General features: G+C 64.3%; 16 protein-coding genes. 14 read left to right on the plus strand and 2 right to left on the minus strand.

Annotated features, from left to right (window positions below; translation table 11 throughout):
• Positions 1-172: 172 nt before the first annotated feature.
• The 5 genes from ACFPN5_RS09095 (at position 173) to ACFPN5_RS09115 (ending at position 5172) form a co-directional block, all read left to right on the plus strand.
• Positions 173-1519: a serine hydrolase domain-containing protein gene (locus ACFPN5_RS09095; RefSeq protein ID WP_379782329.1), complete on the plus strand. Its 1347-nt coding sequence runs from the start codon at positions 173-175 to the stop codon at positions 1517-1519.
• Positions 1520-1650: 131 nt separating this feature from the next.
• Positions 1651-2886, plus strand: a complete 1236-nt coding sequence (locus ACFPN5_RS09100; RefSeq protein ID WP_379782331.1) for a D-amino acid dehydrogenase — start codon at positions 1651-1653, stop codon at positions 2884-2886.
• 180 nt (positions 2887-3066) lie between these two features.
• Positions 3067-3483, plus strand: a complete 417-nt coding sequence (locus tag ACFPN5_RS09105; RefSeq protein ID WP_379782333.1) for a hypothetical protein — start codon at positions 3067-3069, stop codon at positions 3481-3483.
• Between the two features lie 196 nt (positions 3484-3679).
• A complete protein-coding gene (locus tag ACFPN5_RS09110) occupies positions 3680-4156 on the plus strand; it encodes a hypothetical protein (RefSeq protein ID WP_379782335.1) in 477 nt (158 codons plus the stop codon).
• A gap of 101 nt (positions 4157-4257) precedes the next feature.
• Positions 4258-5172, plus strand: a complete 915-nt coding sequence (locus tag ACFPN5_RS09115; protein WP_379782337.1) for a cupin-like domain-containing protein — start codon at positions 4258-4260, stop codon at positions 5170-5172.
• A gap of 10 nt (positions 5173-5182) precedes the next feature.
• On the opposite strand, the gene ACFPN5_RS09120 is transcribed toward ACFPN5_RS09115, so the two are convergent.
• Positions 5183-7501, minus strand: a complete 2319-nt coding sequence (locus tag ACFPN5_RS09120) for a TonB-dependent receptor domain-containing protein (RefSeq protein WP_379782339.1) — start codon at positions 7499-7501, stop codon at positions 5183-5185.
• A gap of 138 nt (positions 7502-7639) precedes the next feature.
• Complete coding sequence (locus ACFPN5_RS09125; RefSeq protein WP_379782341.1) at positions 7640-8041, minus strand: hypothetical protein; 402 nt, start codon at positions 8039-8041, stop codon at positions 7640-7642.
• A 133-nt stretch (positions 8042-8174) separates the two neighbouring features.
• On the opposite strand from ACFPN5_RS09125, the gene ACFPN5_RS09130 reads away from it, so the two are divergent.
• The 9 genes from ACFPN5_RS09130 (at position 8175) to bioD (ending at position 18872) form a co-directional block, all read left to right on the plus strand.
• Positions 8175-9233, plus strand: coding sequence for an AI-2E family transporter (locus tag ACFPN5_RS09130; RefSeq protein ID WP_379782343.1), 1059 nt, complete (start codon positions 8175-8177; stop codon positions 9231-9233).
• 100 nt (positions 9234-9333) lie between these two features.
• On the plus strand, positions 9334-11403 hold the full coding sequence (locus ACFPN5_RS09135; protein ID WP_379782345.1) for a PAS domain-containing sensor histidine kinase: 2070 nt from the start codon (positions 9334-9336) through the stop codon (positions 11401-11403).
• 297 nt (positions 11404-11700) lie between these two features.
• The gene (locus tag ACFPN5_RS09140) at positions 11701-12423 is read left to right on the plus strand and encodes a PEP-CTERM sorting domain-containing protein (protein ID WP_379782347.1); all 723 of its coding nucleotides are present in this window, start codon (positions 11701-11703) and stop codon (positions 12421-12423) included.
• Between the two features lie 180 nt (positions 12424-12603).
• Positions 12604-13047 (plus strand): YchJ family protein, encoded by a 444-nt coding sequence (locus tag ACFPN5_RS09145; protein ID WP_379782349.1) that lies wholly within the window; start codon positions 12604-12606, stop codon positions 13045-13047.
• Positions 13048-13069: 22 nt separating this feature from the next.
• Positions 13070-14692 (plus strand): carboxyl transferase domain-containing protein, encoded by a 1623-nt coding sequence (locus ACFPN5_RS09150; RefSeq protein ID WP_379782351.1) that lies wholly within the window; start codon positions 13070-13072, stop codon positions 14690-14692.
• A gap of 9 nt (positions 14693-14701) precedes the next feature.
• Positions 14702-15487, plus strand: coding sequence for an enoyl-CoA hydratase/isomerase family protein (locus ACFPN5_RS09155; protein WP_379782353.1), 786 nt, complete (start codon positions 14702-14704; stop codon positions 15485-15487).
• 19 nt (positions 15488-15506) lie between these two features.
• Complete coding sequence (gene bioA, locus ACFPN5_RS09160) at positions 15507-16847, plus strand: adenosylmethionine--8-amino-7-oxononanoate transaminase (RefSeq protein ID WP_379782355.1); 1341 nt, start codon at positions 15507-15509, stop codon at positions 16845-16847.
• 1 nt (position 16848) lies between these two features.
• The gene (gene bioF, locus ACFPN5_RS09165; protein ID WP_379782357.1) at positions 16849-18033 is read left to right on the plus strand and encodes an 8-amino-7-oxononanoate synthase; all 1185 of its coding nucleotides are present in this window, start codon (positions 16849-16851) and stop codon (positions 18031-18033) included.
• Positions 18030-18872 (plus strand): dethiobiotin synthase, encoded by an 843-nt coding sequence (gene bioD, locus ACFPN5_RS09170; protein WP_379782359.1) that lies wholly within the window; start codon positions 18030-18032, stop codon positions 18870-18872. Before bioF ends, bioD begins: the two co-directional genes overlap by 4 nt.
• Positions 18873-18880: the final 8 nt, after the last annotated feature.

Here is an 18880-nt window from a genome sequence, read left to right on the forward strand (position 1 = left end):
TGTTCCGATATTATCCGTGCTCGGCAACATAACTAAGAGCGCCCAACAAAACCTTCAGAGCAAGGGATGCGGCCACCCGACGCGGCGACGAAGACAGTACGGCTGTACGGCGAGGAGCTGCAACGCAGCTATGGAGGTTTTGTTAGGCGCTCTAAAGCGACAAAGGACAGGCATGAACGGAAACAGGAGAACACTGCTCGGACTGGCCCTGCTGGGGGCGGTCGATCCCGTGCTGGCGGCAGTCCCCTTTTCGAGCGGCGGCCGCAACGACAAGCTCGACCGCGAACTGAGCGCCATCGTCCAGGACCCCGCCTGCGAACTGGCCAGCCTCTCGGTGCTGGCCATCCGCAAGGGCAAGCTCGCCTATGAGGGCCAGTTCGGCCGGCGCTGGATCGGCAACGCCGCGTCTCCCGACTCGGCGCCCGACCTGCCGGCGAACCGGGACACCCTGTACCGGATCGCCTCGATTTCCAAGATGATGACCACGCTCGGCCTGATGCGCCTGGTGGAAGACGGCAAGGCCGACCTCGACGCCGACGTCTCCGGCTACCTGGGTTTTACCCTGCGTAACCCGCATTACCCGGATCGCGCGATCACCCTGCGCCACCTGCTGACCCACACCTCGTCGCTGCGCGACGAGGCCGGCTACTCTTTCCCGGCCGGCACCGCCCTGCGCGAATTCGTCGTGCCCGGCAGCCGCCTCCATGCCGAGGGCAAAATGTGGGCAAAAAATGCCGGGCCGGGCGAGTATTTCACTTACTGCAACCTCGGCTGGGGCGTGATCGGTACCCTGATGGAGCGCGTGACCGGCAAGCGCTTCGACCGCCTCATGCAAGGCCTGCTGCTGCAACCACTCGGCTTGACAGCGGGCTATTACGTCGCCGGCTTGCCCGCCGCGGCGCTCGCCAACCTGGCCACGCTCTACCGCAAGCGCACGCTGGACACTGAAGTGTGGGATGCGGCCGGGTCGTGGATTGCCCAGGTCGACGAGGTGCGCACCCGCCCGCCAGCCCCGGCGCCCGGCATCGAGCGTTACGTCATCGGCGAGAACGCCACGCCCTTCAGCCCGACCGGCGGCCTGCGCATCTCCGCGCGCGACATGGGGGCCGTCATGCTGATGCTGATGAATGACGGCGTGCACGCAGGCCGGCGCATCCTCGCAAAAGAGACGCTCGAGCGCATGTTCGCGCGCCAGTGGACGGCGGACGGCAAGGGTGGCAACGGCGACACCCTGAACGGTTTCTTCAACTGCTGGGGCCTGGGTAATGCCCAGTTCCCCGCCAAGGCGGGCCTGCGCCTGGTCGAGGGGGCTTTTGACGCCGTCGGCCACCTGGGCGACGCCTACGGCCTGCGCTCGACCTTCGCCTTCGACCGGAAACGCAAGAATGGAATGATCGTGCTCATCGGAGGCTCGTCGAGCGACCCCGGCCACCACAAGGGACGCTATTCGGCGCTCGCCCGTTTCGAGGAACGGGTGCTCACGAGCATGTTCGAGCACGCGATCGCCGGCCAGGGATGATAAAACTCACCAACATTTGCATGACTACCGGTTATGGCGTGGCGTTCCACTTTCATTGGCCGTGCGCGGCCGACCGCCCTAAGCTGTTTCCTTATATTAGCGGACAAGAATAAATCGGGATGCAGCAAGGGATGGAGCACATAATTGTCATCGGTGGCGGCGTCGTCGGCCTGACCTCGGCCTGGTGGCTGCTCGAGGCGGGCTTCCGGGTGAGCCTGGTCGAGCGCGCGTCGCACGTGGCAAACGGCGCCAGCTACGGCAATGGCGGCCAGCTGAGCTACCGCTACGTGTCTCCGCTGGCCGATGCCGGCGTGCCGTTCAAAGCCATTCAGTGGCTGTTCCAGGAACACGGCCCGCTGCGCTTCAAGCCCGAGCTGGATATGCGCCAATGGACCTGGCTGGCCAGCTTCCTTGGCCAATGCAACACCACGGACAACCGCCGCACCACCGCCAAGCTGCTGCAGCTGGGCGAACTGTCGCGCGCCGGCATGAACGAACTCGGCGCCATCGTGTCACCCGAGGATTTTGACTGGCGCGACGCCGGCAAGCTGGTGGTCTACCGCTCCCCGAAAATCTTCGAACAGGCAGCCGGCAAGGCCACCGCCGGCGACATCTGGAGCGGCGCCGAATGCGCCGCGCGCGAACCAGCGCTCGCGGCCGCACGCCACCTGCTCGCCGGCGGCATCTACAACAGCGGCGAGGCGGTGGCCGACTGCCACGCCTTCTGCACCGCACTGGCCGAGCGCATTCGCACGCACCCGCGCTTTGGCGGCTTCGTGCAGGCCGAAGTGACGCGCATGGCCGCCAGCGGCGGCCGGGTGACGGGGCTCGAGACCAGCGCCGGCCCGCTCGGCGCCGATGCCTTCGTGCTCGCCGCCGGCATCCAGAGCCGCAACCTGGCCGCCCAGGTGGGCGTCAAGCTGCCGCTGTATCCCTTAAAAGGCTACAGCCTGACGGCGCCGATCCGCGCCACCGACACCGCGCCCGAAATCAGCGTCACCGACTTCGAGCGCAAGGTGCTGTATGCGCGCATCGGCGACAAGCTGCGGGTGGCGGCGATGGTCGACATCGCCGGCGAAGACCTGAGCCTGCCCCCGAAGCGCGTCGACAGTTTACAACGCCAGGTCCGGGAAACGATGCCGCATGCGGCCGATTACGACCGCTTGGAGGCCTGGGCCGGCCTGCGCCCGGCCACCCCGAACAGCGCGCCGATCATCGGCGCCTCGCCCCTGTCCAACCTGTGGCTGAACGTCGGCCACGGACCGCTTGGCTTTACCTTTGCCGCCGGCACCGCCCGCGTGCTGAGCGACCTGATGCAGGGCAAGGCGCCGCCGTTTGCGCTGGACATGCTGGCGCTGGGGCGCTGAACGCCGCCCGCCGGAAGTTCTCCGTCCCGACTTGGCCGGGCATCCCATGTGACCTTGTGCTGCTGCGCTCTTGCCAGGCATTCGGCGAACCACTGTGTATTTACGGCTGAGAAAATGTGTTAGCCTTGGCAAATGAATAAGCCATCTTTCGCGTTTGTCTCCCTGGCGGCAGGGATTGCAATGGTCGGCGTCGCGATTCATCTTGCCGCGATCGTTCTCGGGCCGGACTGGTATGCCTTTTTTGGTGCGCCGCGCCCGGTCGTCGTCTCTGCGCGGGAAGGTACATGGCTGGCGCCGGTCAGTGCCGCGGTGATCGCCTTCCTGATGGGCCTGTGTAGCGCTTACGCCTGCTCGGCGATCGGACTCATTCGTCGCCTGCCGCTCCTGCGTACCGCCTTGGCAGGCATCGCCGTAATTTGCCTCGTTCGCGCCCTGATCCTGGTGCCGCTCGCCATCCATGATCCGGCCTTGCTCACGATGTTCGAAATCGTGGCGGCAATCGTGTGGGGAATTGCCGGGATCGGTTTTGCGGCCGGCTTCCTGGTTGCCCGCCCATCACGCACTGCACTTGGCGTCGCCCGGCTCAAGGCCCTGTGATTCGTTGCAGGCGCCATCGCGGCTCAACCTGACCACATAAAAAATGGGCATCGCGCCAGCCTGAGCCGCTGTGAGAACTCGCTCCAGGCTTTATGCAACCACCATCAACGTCGGCAGCAGGTGCTCAGATCGGACCGATCAATACAGTCGACGGCTCGCTCCGGTAGGCTTGACCCGATCAAACCAGGAGGCCTTCATGAAAACCTGCCACGCTCTCGCAGGCAGCCTGTGCTGCCTGATATGGACGACCGCCGCGCAAGCCGCTCCACTGACCACTTATTTTCCCCCTACCGGTCTCGGCAGCTTTTTAGCGGAAAAATTCGACCTTGCGAGCATCCGCAGTTCGATCGGTCCACGCCGTACTCCCGCCCTACGCACTTTTTCGGACCTCGGCCTAAAACCGAACAAGGCCACCGACGACAGCGTGAGCTTCGAGCGGGAAAACTGGTTTCATGAACTGAGGATCGTCGAGCGCGGGGACGTGAACGGCGACGGCATCGAAGACCTGAAGGCGTGCTTTGTCGACCGCGCCGTGAGCGGCCCCACCTATCACGCAACGAAGGGACTGTTAATTACCCGCTATGCGCCCGATGCGTATGCGGTCGCCTTGAGCTTCAGCGTCGACGACGCCTGCGACAAACCAGCCTACCTGAGCGGGCCGACGGCACGCTGAGCCGATGGGCAGCCCCGGGCACAGGCTTGCCCCGCCCTGCTACACTGCCGGAGGCATCAGCAGACTAAGGTAAGCACCATCGCAACCGGTGGTGAGCAACTATGGCAAACGAAGACAATCCCGCGGCGCGACTGCCGCCGCGCCCCCCAGTACACGCATCACCGGAAGAGGCCCGCGCCCGCAAACAGGCACGCGAAGAGAAAGACGCGCTGGTGCGTGGCGTGAGTTCAATTGCGGAAATGCGCGAAGCCATCCGGCGCGCCGCACGCGATCTCCCTGCGATCACTGAAGTACCGCGCGTGCGCGCGCTCGATGCGGCCGCATTTCGCGCGCGCGCCGAATGCGGCCTGCCGTTCATGATCACCGGGCTGGTCGGGCGCTGGCCGCTGGCTGCCCTGACGCCGGGCGCGCTGCGCGAGCGTTTCAGCCACCTGCCGGTGCGCGCGCGGGTAGGCGACTATATCAACACGGCATTCGCGCCGGACCGGGCCATGCAGGACATGTCGATGCTGGAGTATCTGGAACTGGTCGACGCCGGCACGGAGGGTTTGCCGCCCTACCTCGGCAACCTGGAATTGCGCGAACTCAACAGCATGTGCCACTGGCCCGCCTACTTCGGCAAGATGGGGCCGCCGCGCTTCTGGCTCGGCCCTGCCGGGACGGTGACGCCCCTGCACTGCGACTATGACGACAATATCTTTGCGCAGGTCTGGGGCACCAAGCGAATTTTCCTGGCGCCGCCGCACCACGACATCTTCCTGTACCCGAGCGAAGCGAACGCAATCCTGTTCGGTTCGCCCTTCGATCCGGAAGCGCCCGATTTCGAGCGTTTTCCGCTGGCACGCCAGGCTTTGATGATCGAGTGCATCGTCGAGCCGGGGGACATGCTGTATGTGCCGGCCGGCTGGTATCACCAGGTGCGCGCGCTGAGCTTCTCCCTGTCGGCCAACCGCTGGGCCAGGGCGGTGCCGCTGGCCTTGCACGGCGACGGGACGCTGCTGCGCCCGGTCGGCTAGCCTTCCAGCGTCAGCGGCCCATCCCGCCGCCGCCCATACCGCCTGGACCGCCGCGTCCCATCATGCCAGGTCCTTGGCGTCCGCCAGCCGGGAGGGTGCCGAACCGGTACGACAGGCCCACCGTGAACATGCGTCCGTTGTTACGCTGCACGCTGTATTCGCGCAGGCGCTCGGTTTCGGTGATTGACTCGGTCTTCTGCGAATCAAAGACGTCCCTGACGTTGAGCACCAGGCTCAATGCCGGAGTCAGGTTACGGCGGTAGGTGAAATCGGCCGTCTGCACCGGCTCGCGGTAGCCTTCGCCGAACAATACCTTGCCTTGCGCGTTGAGCATCAGCTGGAACTGGTTGTTCGGGTCCATCTGGTAGCTGATGCGGGCGCGGCCGCTGAGCGAGGTGGCGCTGCGCTTGTCGTCGCTCGCGATGCCCAGCACGTTTTGCTCGGTGTAGGCCAGGTTGCCGCTGGCGTTGAGCATCAGTTTATCGGTGGCCCTTCCGCTGAAGGTGAATTCGAGGCCGCCGGAGCGGCTGGTGCCTTCGTTGTCGCGGGTGGTCAGCAGCACGTTGTCGCCGATGAAGAAGCGGCGCTCGGAAATCAGGTCGCTGTCGCGCCGCGCGTACAGGCGCACGTTGGTGTCGACCTTGCCGAGCTTGGTTTCCACGCCGAGTTCGAGCGAATCGGAATTGGTCGGCCGCAGGTTGGGATTACCCGACGACACATTGAATTCGTCGATGTAGACCACGAAGGGATTCAGGTCGCCGGCGCCGGGGCGGCGGATGCGGCGTGCATAGCTCAGGCGAATGGCCGTGTCTTCCGACCAGTCGTAGCTGAGGAAGGCGCTCGGGATGGCGTCGAAATAATCATTGCTGGCGCGGACGTTGGTCGTGACCTGGTTCAGGTCGACCTCGGTGTACTCGCCGCGCAGGCCGCCTTGCACACCCCACTTGCCCGACAGGCGCAACTGGTAAGTGCCGTACAGCGCGGCCGTGAACTCGTCGATCTCGAAGCGGTTGGTGCGCCCGGTATTGATCGATTCGACCAGGGTGCCATTGGCGATGTTGATGAAAGCGTTGTCGAAAGTATTGCTGTTGCGCGCCACCTTGTAGCCGACCCGCAGGATGCCGTTCTCGCCCGGGCGGTCATAGTCGCCGGTGAGGTCGATCACGCGCGTGTCGTTGTCGCGGTGCTGGCGGGTCAGGGCAGGATTGGCGTTGACCGGGCGCACTGTATAGGCGCTGGCCTCGCGGCCATCGCGTTCCGAGGTATTGCCCGACACGCGCAGGTCGAGTTTCAGGTTTTCCCCTGGCCGGGTTCCCTTGTGGTCATAACGGGTACTCAGGCTGTAGTTGCGTCTGCGTTCCTCGCTCTCGGTCGAACGCAGGTATTCACTGTCGACGGCGCCGGCGACATTCGTGCCACGGTAGCGCTCGATCCCATGGCTGTTGCTGGAGTTGCCGCCGAGCATGGTGGTAACCGCAAGCACATCCTTGTCGCCGATGTTGTAGCTGAACATACCGTGGACACCGGCGTTTTCGCTTTCATTCTCGCTCGTATTCACCCGGCTGCTGCTTGCGACCGCGCCGCTTGCATCGATCCGCTCACGATCAACCTCGCGCTCGGAGTCGTTTTTATGGCGTGACAGGAAGACACCACCCTGCAAGCTCATGCGGCCGCTCGTATAGCTGCCGAAAGTGTTGGCGTTGAAACGGCCTTCGGTGCCGAGGTTGGCACTGATTTGCCCCAGACCGCCGGGCCGGCGCTCGCGCCGCATGACCAGGTTGATGATCGAGCCGCCGCCGCCTTCGTTGCCGAATTGCGCGCCCGGATTGTTCAGCACTTCGACCGATTCCAGGTCGCCCGCCGGCAGGCCCTGGATCGCCGCGGCCCGGTTCTCGCCCTGCATCATGGCCGATGGCTTGCCGTCGATCAGGATCTGGACATTGCTCCTGCCGCGCAGGGTCACCGTACCGTCGGCGTCGACCGCGACCGACGGCACCTTGTTCAGGGCGTCGCTGACCGAATCGGTCGATGTGGCGGCATCGCTCTTCACATCGTAGACCTGGCGGTCGATCCGGTTCGAGGAACGGGTACCGGTGACCGAGACGGTCGCCACTCCCGGTGCGGCCTGGGCCGCATCCGCTGCCGGCGCCTGTTGTACCGGCGCCACTGTCGCCCCCTGTGCCGGCGCAGTCTGCTGTGCTGGTGCCGTCTGTTGTGCGCCCGCGACTACCGGCGCAAGCAGCGTACCGGCCAGGACCGGGCACAACACGAGGGAACGATGGCGCTGCAGGAGGGAGGCGAGGAGGTCGGGGCGATTAGTCGGTGTCATGGACGGGCGTTGGCGCAGAGAATGTGAGCAAACGCAATTGTCGCATGTAACTAGTGCAAGGATTCCCCCAAGCGCGAACGCTCAGCATGTCGAGCGTTTCGCGTGCCAAACGAGCTTGTGCAGGCTGGCCGTGGCGTGCTACGAAGGGCTGTGCGGCGGCACCCGCGTCAGCCGTATCGTATATTGCTGCGGTTTGCCGTCGGCATCCCAGCGCTGGATCGCCTCGAGCGTGTCGGCGTCGATCCGGCGCCAGTCGAATTCGCTCGGCGCGCTGACCGGCGCGAAGCGCGCGCTATCGGGGCCGATCTCCATTGCGCGCCAGCTGAATTCGCCCCATTCCGACACGACTTCCCCCTCGACGAGACGGATGGTGCTGCCGTCGCTATGCTGCTCAAAGCTGGCGTTGGGGTAACGGCGCGAGTGGAACACCGTCGGCTCGGGGCGGACGTATTCCTCATAGAATTCCTTGCCGTCGGCACTGACGCCCCTCCAGCGTCCTTCCAAAAATTTTAGCTGAGAAAAATCGTCGAAGCTGAACATGGTGGATCCCTCGCATGGTTGGGAAGTCAGGCGCTGCACACGAGCGGCATGGCAACGTAGGCCAAAGCTACCGGATCGACTATGATTGGGGCGCGCAATTACTAAAAACGCAACAAAAATATCAATGGTCCCCATGAACCAGTACACACTCGAACAAAAGTTTTTTCTTTACCTCCTGGTGGTCGTCACCCTCGCCTTCGGCTGGATCCTGCTGCCGTATTCCGGGGCGGTGTTCTGGGGCATCGTGCTGGCCATCCTGTTTTCCGGGCTGTACCGCCGGCTGCTGCGCGCCACCAAGGGCAGGCCGACGCTCGCCGCCCTGATCACGCTGGCCTCGATCGTGGTGATGGTGATCCTGCCGCTGTCGCTCATCGCCGTCTCGCTGGTGAATCAGGCGTCAACCGTGTATGCCATGATCAGTTCCGGGAATATCGATTTCGGCATGTATTTCCAGCGCATCATGCTGTCGCTGCCGCAATGGGTGATCACGGTGCTCGAGCGCTTCGACCTGACCGATTTCGCCTCGCTCCAGGCCAAGTTGCAGGAAGGCGCGGCGCAAGTCAGCCAGACCGTCGCGCGCCAGGCCCTGCATGTCGGGAGCATGACCTTCGAATTCCTGGTCGGCCTGACGGTGATGCTGTATTTGCTGTTTTTCCTGCTGCGCGACGGCCAGTCGCTGTCGAACCGGATCAAGGGCGCTTTTCCGCTGAGCCCGCACTACAAGCGGCGCCTGTTTACCAACCTGACTACCGTCATCCGCGCCACCGTGAAAGGCAACGTGCTGGTCGCCATTGCCCAGGGCGCGCTTGGCGGCCTGATCTTCTGGTTCCTCGACGTCCAGGCGCCGCTGCTGTGGGCGGTCGTGATGGCCTTCCTGTCGCTGTTGCCGGCCGTCGGCGCGGCCATCGTCTGGGTGCCGGTGGCCATCTATTTCCTGGCCACGGGCGCCATCTGGAAAGGGGTGGTCCTGATCGCCTTCGGTGTCCTCGTGATCGGCCTGGTCGACAACATCCTGCGCCCGGTGCTGGTCGGCAAGGACACGAAGATGCCGGATTACCTGGTGCTGCTGTCGACGATTGGCGGCATGGCCTTGTTCGGCCTGAACGGTTTCGTGATCGGCCCGCTGATTGCCGCGCTGTTCCTCGCATCCTGGGATTTGTTTGCCTCGACCGAGGAATTTCATCCAAAATAAGGCGGTGTCAGTGCTATCCGTGCGGTCGTGGTGAAACTGTGACATCATGCCGCACGTAAACGTTCTGTCCCGTCATTCGGGCAACTGCCTCCCGGAATCCATGTCGCGCGACCCTACCTCTCTACCCTCGGGATCCGGCTATCACGCCAGTCCTGACACGCGTTATCAAGAATTGTTCGAGCAGGCGCCGACCAGCCTCCAGATCCTGGCACCGAACGGGCAAACCGTGCGCGTCAACCGGGCATGGGAAGAACTCTGGCATATCCACGAGGGCTCGGCGCTAAAGGCCTTCGTCTTCAGTACCGAGTACAACGTATTGACCGATGCGCAACTGATCACCAGCGGCATTGTGTCTTACCTGAAGCGTGCGCTGGCCGGGGAATCGGTCGAAATTCCCGCAATCCACTACGACGTAGGCGAACTGGGCGGCTCCGAACGGTCGCGCTGGGTGACCGCACGCGCGCATCCGATCAAGGACAGCGACGGCACGGTTCTCGAAGTAATGCTGATGCATGAGGACATCACCGAGCGGCTGGCGGCGGAATCGGCCTTGCGTTCCCGCGAACAGCGCTTCCGCTCGCTCGTGATGGCCACGTCCCAAACCGTGTGGAGCACCTCCCCCGATGGCCGCGTGCTCGAGGATTCGCCTTCCTGGCGCGCCGTGACCGGCCAGAGCTATGACGAGTGGAAAGAATACGGCTGGCTCGACGCCGTGCATCCCGACGACCGCGAGAACGCCAAACGCGTCTGGCTCGACTGCGCCGCCAACCGCCCCGTCTACGAAACCGCCTACCGCCTGCGCCAGGTGGACGGCAGCTACCGCTGGACGGCGGTGAAGGGCGTCCCGATCGAGGATGCCGACGGTTCCGTGCGCGAATGGATTGGTGCCAACAAGGACATCCATGAAATGGTCACGGCCCAGGCCGAACTGTCACAGCGCCTCGAGCGCGAAAAGCGCCATTCGGCGCTGCTGTCGAAAGTTGCGCAGGCGTCGCGCACGCTGAGCAGCGCCCTGTCGAGCCAGGACATCGCCGAGGGGCTCGTCAGCGAAGTGCGCGACATCCTTGAGGTACACCAGGCAGTCGTGTCCTTGACCGAAGGAGGCAACTGGGCGCAAGCGATCAATGCAGTTTCGCTGTCCGACAAGTATGCGGGCTATCGCCACTATGATGCCAGGACCGACGGCAGCGGTATCTACGCCGAGGTGTGCCGTACTAACCGGCCTCTCAGGTTGACGCACGACGAACTGGTGGCCCACTCGGCCTGGAAGGGATTTGGCGCGCATGCCGCCCATCATCCGACCATGCGTGGCTGGCTGGCCGTGCCGCTGATCGACCGCAAGGGCAATAATATCGGCCTGATCCAGGCATCGGACAGGTTCGAGGGCGATTTCACCGAGGAGGACGAGGCGATCCTGGTGCAGCTGGCCTCGATTGCCGCGAACGGTTTCGAGAATGCGCGCCTGTACAGCTCGCTCCAGGAACAGGACCGGCGCAAGGACGAATTCCTGGCCATGCTGGCGCACGAACTGCGCAACCCGCTGGCGCCGATCGCCTCGGCCGCCGAGCTGCTGAAGATCGGCATCGCCAGCGAAGAACGGGTGCGCAAGTCGAGCGAGGTCATCAGCCGCCAGGTAAAGCACATGACTTCGCTAGTCGACGACTTGCTCGACATTTCGCGCGTCACGCGCGGGCTGATCCAGCTCGAGTGCGTGCCGCTGGAGGTGATGGCGATCGTCAGCGGCGCCGTCGAGCAGGCGCGGCCTCTGATCGAGACACGCATGCATGCGCTGACGGTCGTCCCCGACCCGGGTGGCCCACGCGTGATGGGCGACCCGAACCGCCTGGTGCAGGTCCTGGCCAACCTGCTCAACAATGCCGCGAAATACACGCCGCGTGGCGGGCAAATCGTGGTGTGGGTCGAACGCGGCGCGCAATCGGTCAGCATCCACGTCCGCGACAACGGGATCGGCATCGGCGGCGCCCTGCTGCCGCACGTGTTCGACCTGTTCACCCAGGCCGAACGCACGCCGGACCGTTCACAGGGCGGGCTCGGCATCGGCCTGGCGCTGGTCAAGAACGTCGTCACCCTGCACGGCGGCACGGTCACGGCGCACAGCGACGGGGCGGGCATGGGCAGTACCTTTACGGTGACCTTGAACACCTTGTAGGCCGCGTCATCCGTCTGCACCCACGCTCCCTGCTGTTGACGAATGATGCGCCGTTGCCCTGCAAGCAGGACAGGCTGATCCATAAAATGACCCATGAATACCTCGACTGTGGTGGCGTCTGCTTGCCCGGCCAGCAAGTGGCGCCCCTACATGAGGCGCTCGATCCTTGTCGAAAAACTTTACAGTCCTGCATCAATGCCAACGGCGCAATTCTCTAAACAATTGATTTTAAAGTAATAGTAGTTTCTGGCACGCAATTTGCTTAAAGGTAATTACACTTTCTTTCTTATAATTACCATGTTCAAAATATCTACTCTTGCCATTGCCGCCCTGTTCAGCCTGACGGGTATCGCCCACGCTTCCGTGATTAATACCGCGGCTTTTGCCAAGGAATACAGCGGTACCAATAACAGTGCAGCCAAGGCCAACTTGACGCAGCCCGAGAAAGATGGCGTCACCATCGACTTCCGCTTCATCTTTACCCCGACGAAGACCACTGGTCTTTCGGATGATCTGGAAGTGAACGACTTCCTGGGCTTCTGGTTCAACGACGCCACCAAGGGCCCGAACATCGGCCTGAAGGCCAATTGCGGCAACGGTACCTGCACGAACGACCTGTTCGTTCGTTTAGGCGGCAGCAAGGGCAGCTTCCTGACCAATAGCGAAATCGACGCCGGCAAGGAATACCATCTGTTCGGTTACCTGTACAAGAGCAAGGGCAGCCAGGTGTACGACAACTTCGATGCTTGGCTCAACCCGACTGCGTTCCAGATGCACGCTCTGACAGGAGCCCATGCAAGTGCCGTCATGCCAGCCGTTATCCCTGCTGATTACAAAACCGTCAAGTCGATTCAAACTGTCGGTTTCCGTACTGACTCCCTGAACAACGGCGTCAAGGTAACTGTCAGCAACCTCAATCTGAATGTCGACGTGGTCCCGGTGCCGGAGCCAAGCAGCCTCGCACTGCTGGGACTGGCGCTGGTTGGACTGGGCGCTGCGCGCCGCCGCAAGCAGGCTTGATCCCCTGAGATTGCGAAACGGCGCTTCGGCGCCGTTTTCTATTTTTGCCCCTACCACGTGTAAAATTTTTCGACACCGCAACGCTTATTCCATTGCAGGTCGCTGCAATACGAAAAACGCGCATTTCTGCGGACTGGACCAAGCCCGCCCAATCCCGTCGAAATCGCCGATAATTCGGCCATGTCCATTGCGCCCACTTCCCGCCCCTGTCCCTGCGGCGGCTCCTCCCTTTCCACCTGCTGCGGCCCCTTCATCGCCGGCGAAGCGCTGCCAGCCACTGCCGAAGCCCTGATGCGTTCGCGCTACACTGCCTACACCCAGCGCAACGAAGCCTACCTGCGCGCCACTTGGCATCCGCGTACGCGCCCACAAGACGCGATCATCGATCCGGACGAGAACCTGCGCTGGCTCGGCCTCGAGATAAAATCTGCTTTACGTTTACGTCAACGTAAAGCAGAATTGGCGGATCATCCAGATAGCGACACGGTCGAATTCGTCGCCCGCTTCAAGGTGGGCGGACGCGCGCATCGTTTGCACGAAACGAGCCGTTTCCTGCGCGAATCCGACCCGGACCTGGGCGGCACGCCCCGCTGGTTCTATCTGGACGGCACTTTTCCTAAGTAAGCATTAAAAACAGAGGACGGCAATGCCCCATATCGAGAGCAAACTCAACCCGCGCAGTGATGACTTCAAAGCGAATGCGGCGGCCATGCAGTTGATCGTCGACGACCTGCGGGACAAGGTGGCGGCGATCGCCAAGGGTGGCGGCGAAGCGGCCAGCGCGAAACACGTCGCGCGTGGAAAACTGCTGCCGCGCGACCGCGTGCAGATGCTGCTCGACCCGGGCACGCCCTTCCTCGAGTTTTCCCAGCTCGCTGCCTACGACATGTACAAGGATAAGGATGGACTGAGCGCAGCGCCGGCGGCCGGCATCATCACCGGCATCGGCCGCGTCGCCGGCCAGGAATGCGTCATCGTCTGCAATGACGCCACGGTAAAAGGCGGCACCTACTACCCGATGACGGTCAAAAAACACCTGCGCGCCCAGGAGATTGCCGAGCAGAACAATCTGCCGTGCATCTACCTGGTTGATTCGGGCGGCGCGAACCTGCCGAACCAGGACGACGTGTTCCCCGACCGCGACCATTTCGGCCGCATTTTCTATAACCAGGCGAATTTGTCCGCGAAAGGCATCCCGCAGATCGCGGTTGTCATGGGTTCCTGCACGGCAGGCGGCGCCTACGTGCCGGCCATGAGCGACGAGTCGATCATCGTGAAGGAACAGGGCACGATTTTCCTCGGCGGCCCGCCGCTGGTGAAAGCGGCGACCGGCGAAGTCGTCACCGCCGAGGACCTGGGCGGCGGCGACGTGCACACCCGGCTATCCGGCGTGGTCGACCACCTGGCGCAGAACGATTTACACGCGCTGTCGCTGGCGCGCACGATCGTGTCGAACCTGAACCGCACAAAAATTGTGCAGGGCACGACCCGCGAAACCGTGGAGCCAAAGTACGCGCCGCAGGAGCTGTACGGCGTGATCCCGGTCGACACCCGCAAGCCCTTCGACGTGCGCGAAGTGATTGCACGCGTGGTCGACGGCAGCGAGTTCGACGAGTTCAAGGCACGCTATGGCACCACGCTCGTCTGCGGCTTCGCCCACATTCACGGCATGAAGGTCGGCATCATCGCCAACAACGGCATTCTGTTCTCGGAATCGGCCTTGAAAGGCACGCACTTCATCGAGCTGTGCTGCCAGCGCAAGATCCCGCTGGTGTTCTTGCAGAACATTACCGGCTTCATGGTCGGCCGCAAATACGAAAACGAGGGCATTGCCCGCAACGGCGCCAAGATGGTCACCGCGGTGGCCACGGCCTCGGTGCCGAAGTTCACCGTCATCATCGGCGGCTCGTTTGGCGCCGGCAACTACGGCATGTGCGGCCGCGCCTTCTCGCCGCGCTTCCTGTGGATGTGGCCAAACGCGCGCATCTCCGTCATGGGCGGCGACCAGGCCGCATCGGTGCTGGCGACCGTCAAACGCGACGGCATCGAGGGCAAGGGCGGCCAGTGGAGTGCTGATGAGGAAGCCGCGTTCAAGCAGCCGATCAAGGAGCAGTACGAGCACCAGGGCCACCCTTATTACGCCAGCGCGCGCCTGTGGGACGACGGCGTCATCGATCCGGCCGACACACGCATGGTGCTGGGCCTGGGACTGTCGGCCGCGCTCAACGCGCCGATCGAAGAGACGAAGTTCGGCGTCTTCCGGATGTAAGGTATGAACATGGACTATGAAACCCTGACCATCGCGGTTGCCGACAAGGTCGCCACCGTTACCCTGAACCGCCCCGACCTGCGCAATGCCTTCAACGAGCAGGCCATTGCCGAGCTGGCGCTGGCATTCGACGAACTCGGCCGCAACGAGCTGGTGCGCGCGATCGTGCTGGCGGCAAACGGCTCGGCCTTCTGCGCCGGCGCCGACCTGAACTGGATGAAGAAGATGGCCGGCTACTCGCATGACGAGAACCTGGCCGACGCGTCGCGCCTGGCCGACATGCTGCGCACGATTTACCTGTGCCCGAAGCCGACGGTGGCCAAGGTGCAGGGCGACTGCTATGCGGGCGGCATGGGGCTGGTCGCGGCCTGCGACATCGTGGTGGCGGCCGTTGGAGTAAACTTCTGCCTCTCCGAAGTGAAGCTGGGGCTGATCCCCGCGACCATTTCGCCATACGTGATCAAGGCCATGGGCGAGCAGGCCGCGCGCCGCTACTTCTTGACGGCCGAGCGTTTCGACGCCGCGGCCGCGCTGCGCATGGGCTTTGCGCACGAAGTGGTGGAGCCGGACGCGCTCGACACCACGGTCGCGGGCCTGGTGAAAGCGCTGGTGTCGAACAGCCCGCATGCCGTCGCCGAAGCCAAGAAGCTGGTGCGCGAGGTGGTCGGTGCGCCGGTCACGGATGCGCTGCTGGCTGACACGGCGGGGCGCATCGCGGCGATCCGCGCCTCGAGCGAAGGACGCGAGGGCGTGGCATCCTTCCTGGAGAAGCGCAAGCCAAATTGGCTGAATTAAACAAGAATCAGGATTCATTTTGAAGCATCAAACATCGTCCGACTGGATCGCCCGCAGCCTGCGCAGCGTGTGGCACCCCTGCACGCAAATGCAGCACCACGAGGAGGTGCCGCTGATCGCCGTCAGCCACGCCAAGGGGCCGTGGCTGTACGACCACGAAGGGCGGCGCTACCTGGACGCCATCAGCTCATGGTGGGTGAACCTGTTCGGGCATGCCAACCCGCGCATCAACGCCGCGCTGAAAGACCAGCTCGACAAGCTCGAGCACGCGATGCTGGCCGGGTTTACCCACGAGCCGGTGGTCGAGCTGTCGGAACAGCTGGCCGCCCTCACCGGCCACGCGCTCGGCCACGCCTTCTACGCCTCCGACGGCGCTTCGGCGGTCGAGATCGCGATGAAGATGAGTTTCCATGCCTGGCGCAACGCGGGCTTCCCGAACAAGCAGGAATTCGTCTGCCTGCAGGGCAGCTACCACGGTGAGACCATCGGCGCGCTCTCCGTCACCGACGTGCCGCTGTTCAAGGATGCCTACGGCCCGCTGCTGCGCGCATCGCACGTCGTGGCCTCGCCCGACACGCGCCACGCCCTCGAGGGCGAGTCCAGCCAGGACGTCGCACGCCGCGCCCTGAAGGATGTCGAGCGCCTGTTCGAAGAGCGCGGCGACCGGATCGCCGCCATGATCGTCGAGCCGCTGGTGCAGTGCGCGACCGGCATGGCGATGCACGACCCGCTCTACCTGGAACTGCTGCGCGAGCTGTGCGACCGCCACCACGTGCACCTGATCGCCGACGAGATCGCGGTCGGCTGCGGGCGCACCGGCACCTTCTTCGCCTGCGAACAGGCCGCCATCTGGCCCGACTTCCTGTGCCTGTCGAAAGGCATCAGCGGCGGCTACCTGCCCCTGTCCCTGGTGCTGACCACCGACGCCATTTACCAGTCCTTCTACAGCGAAGACATCACGCGCGGCTTCCTGCACTCGCATTCGTACACCGGCAATGCGCTGGCCTGCCGCGCCGCGCTGGCCACCCTGCAGATCTTCCGCGACGACGATGTCCTGAACCGCAACCGCGAACTGGCGACCAGGCTGACGATCGCGCTGGCCCCGCTGGCCGAGCACGAGCGCGCGCACCACTTCCGCCAGCGCGGCATGATCTTCGCATTCGATGCCATCGAGCCCGATGCCGCGCGCGCGGCCAGCTTCGCGCGGCGTTTCTTTACCACCGCCGTCGACAACGAACTGCTGCTGCGCCCGATCGGCCGCACCGTGTACGTGATGCCGCCCTATGTGCTGGGCGAAGAGGAGATCGACCTGCTCGGCGCGCGCGTGAAATCCGTGTTCGAATCCGTGATGGCGGCCTGACATGGACCTGATCGATAGCGTCAACCGTAAACTCGCCGCGCTCGATGCGCAAAACCTGATCCGCCGCCGGCGCGTGGCCGACACCCGCTGCGCGCCCTTGCAGGTGGTGGACGGTCGCGCCGTGCTGGCTTTTTGCAGCAACGACTACCTCGGCCTGGCGGCGCACCCGCGCGTGGTGGCCGCGCTGCGCGAAGGCGCCCAGCTGTACGGCGCCGGCAGCGGCGCCTCGCACCTCATCAGCGGCCACAGCCGTGCCCACGCGATCCTGGAAGAGCGCCTGGCCGATTTCGCCGCGCCCCACATCGAGGACGCGCGCGCGCTTTACCTGAGTACCGGCTACATGGCCAACCTGGCTGTGCTGACCGCCCTCGGCGCGGATAGCGATGCGGCCATCTTTTCCGAACAGCTGAACCATGCCTCGCTGATCGACGGCGCCCGCCTGGCGAAAGCCGCCGTCAGCGTCTACCCGCACGGCGACCTCGCCGCGCTGGAAGCGCAACTGGCGGCCAGCAGCGCCGCCACCAAAATCGTCGCCACCGATAGCGTATTCAGCATGGATGGCGACCTGGCGCCGCTGCCGGGCTTACTGGCGCTGTGCGAGCGCCATGGCGCCTGGCTGGTGGTGGACGACGCCCATGGTTTCGGCGTGCTCGGTGCCCAGGGGCGCGGCGCGCTCGAACATTTTGGATTGCGCTCGCCGCACCTGGTATATGTCGGCACGCTCGGCAAGGCGGCCGGCGTCGGCGGCGCCTTCATCGCGGCGCACGCCAGCGTGATCGAACTGCTGGTCCAGCGCGCGCGTCCCTACATCTACACGACGGCCGCACCGCCGGCGCTGGCGCATGCGCTGCTCACCAGCCTGGACATCATCACCAGCGAGGAAGGCAATGCCCTGCGCGCCCACCTGGAGTCGCTGGTCACCCAGCTGGGCGTTGAATTGCAGCTGCAGCGCTGGGACCGTCCCGCATCGCCCACGGCGATCCAGCCGGTCCTCATCGGCAGCAACGAGGAAGCGCTGCGCGTGGCCGCCGGGCTGTATGCGAAGGGCCTGTGGGTGCCGGCGATCCGTCCGCCAACGGTGCCGCAGAACACGGCGCGCCTGCGCGTGACGCTTTCCGGCGCCCACACCCACGACGAAGTCGCGCGCCTGGCCGCCGCGCTCAACGAACTGGAGGGAGCGTCATGAAAAATTTTAACGAGCCACCCGAACCCATCGTCGAACCCGGCGTCGCTGCGCCCGCGACTGTGCCCGTCCTGCTGCCGCTGCCCGTCGAAGAACACGTCCCCGCGCCGAGCGAAGCGCTGGCGGCCGAGGGCATCCCTTCGCGCTTTTGCTGCTTCGTGACCGGCACCGATACCGAGATCGGCAAGACCCTGGTGTCGAGCGCGATCCTGCACAAGCTGGTCGAGCGCGGCCTGCGCGCCTGCGGCATGAAACCGGTGGCCGCCGGCGCCGCGCTGGTAGACGGCGAACTGCACAACGAAGACGCCGACATGCTCGCAGCAAGCGGCAACGTCCACCTGCCGCCCAACATCACGACGCCCTTCATGCTGCGCGAAGCGGCCGCCCCGCACATCGCCGCCGCTATCGAGGGGGTGCGGATCGAGGCGGTGCCCATCATCGCCGCCTATGCCGAAATCCTGGCCGCCTCCGACGCCGTCGTGGTCGAAGGGGTGGGCGGTTTCCGGGTACCCTTCAACGACGATTTCGACAGCGCCGACCTCGCCGCCCAGCTGAATTTGCCGGTGATCCTCGTCGTCGGCATGCGCCTGGGCTGCATCAGCCATGCGCTGCTCACCGTCGAAGCCATCATCGAACGCGGGCTGGTGCTGGCCGGCTGGGTCGCGAATACGGCGGATCCGGGGATGCGCTTTTTTGAGGAAAACATCGAGGCGCTGTCCGCACGCATCCCGGCCCCCCTGCTCGGGGTCGTGCCGCGCCTCGAGCACGCCAGCGCCGTGGATGCGGCCCGATTCATCGATCTCGCGGGACTGCCAGGCTGGCCGTCGACGCGGGTCCAGTAACAGACAGA

Source organism: Massilia niabensis, from assembly GCF_042655085.1.
Taxonomy (GTDB): Bacteria; Pseudomonadota; Gammaproteobacteria; order Burkholderiales; family Burkholderiaceae_D; genus Telluria; species Telluria niabensis.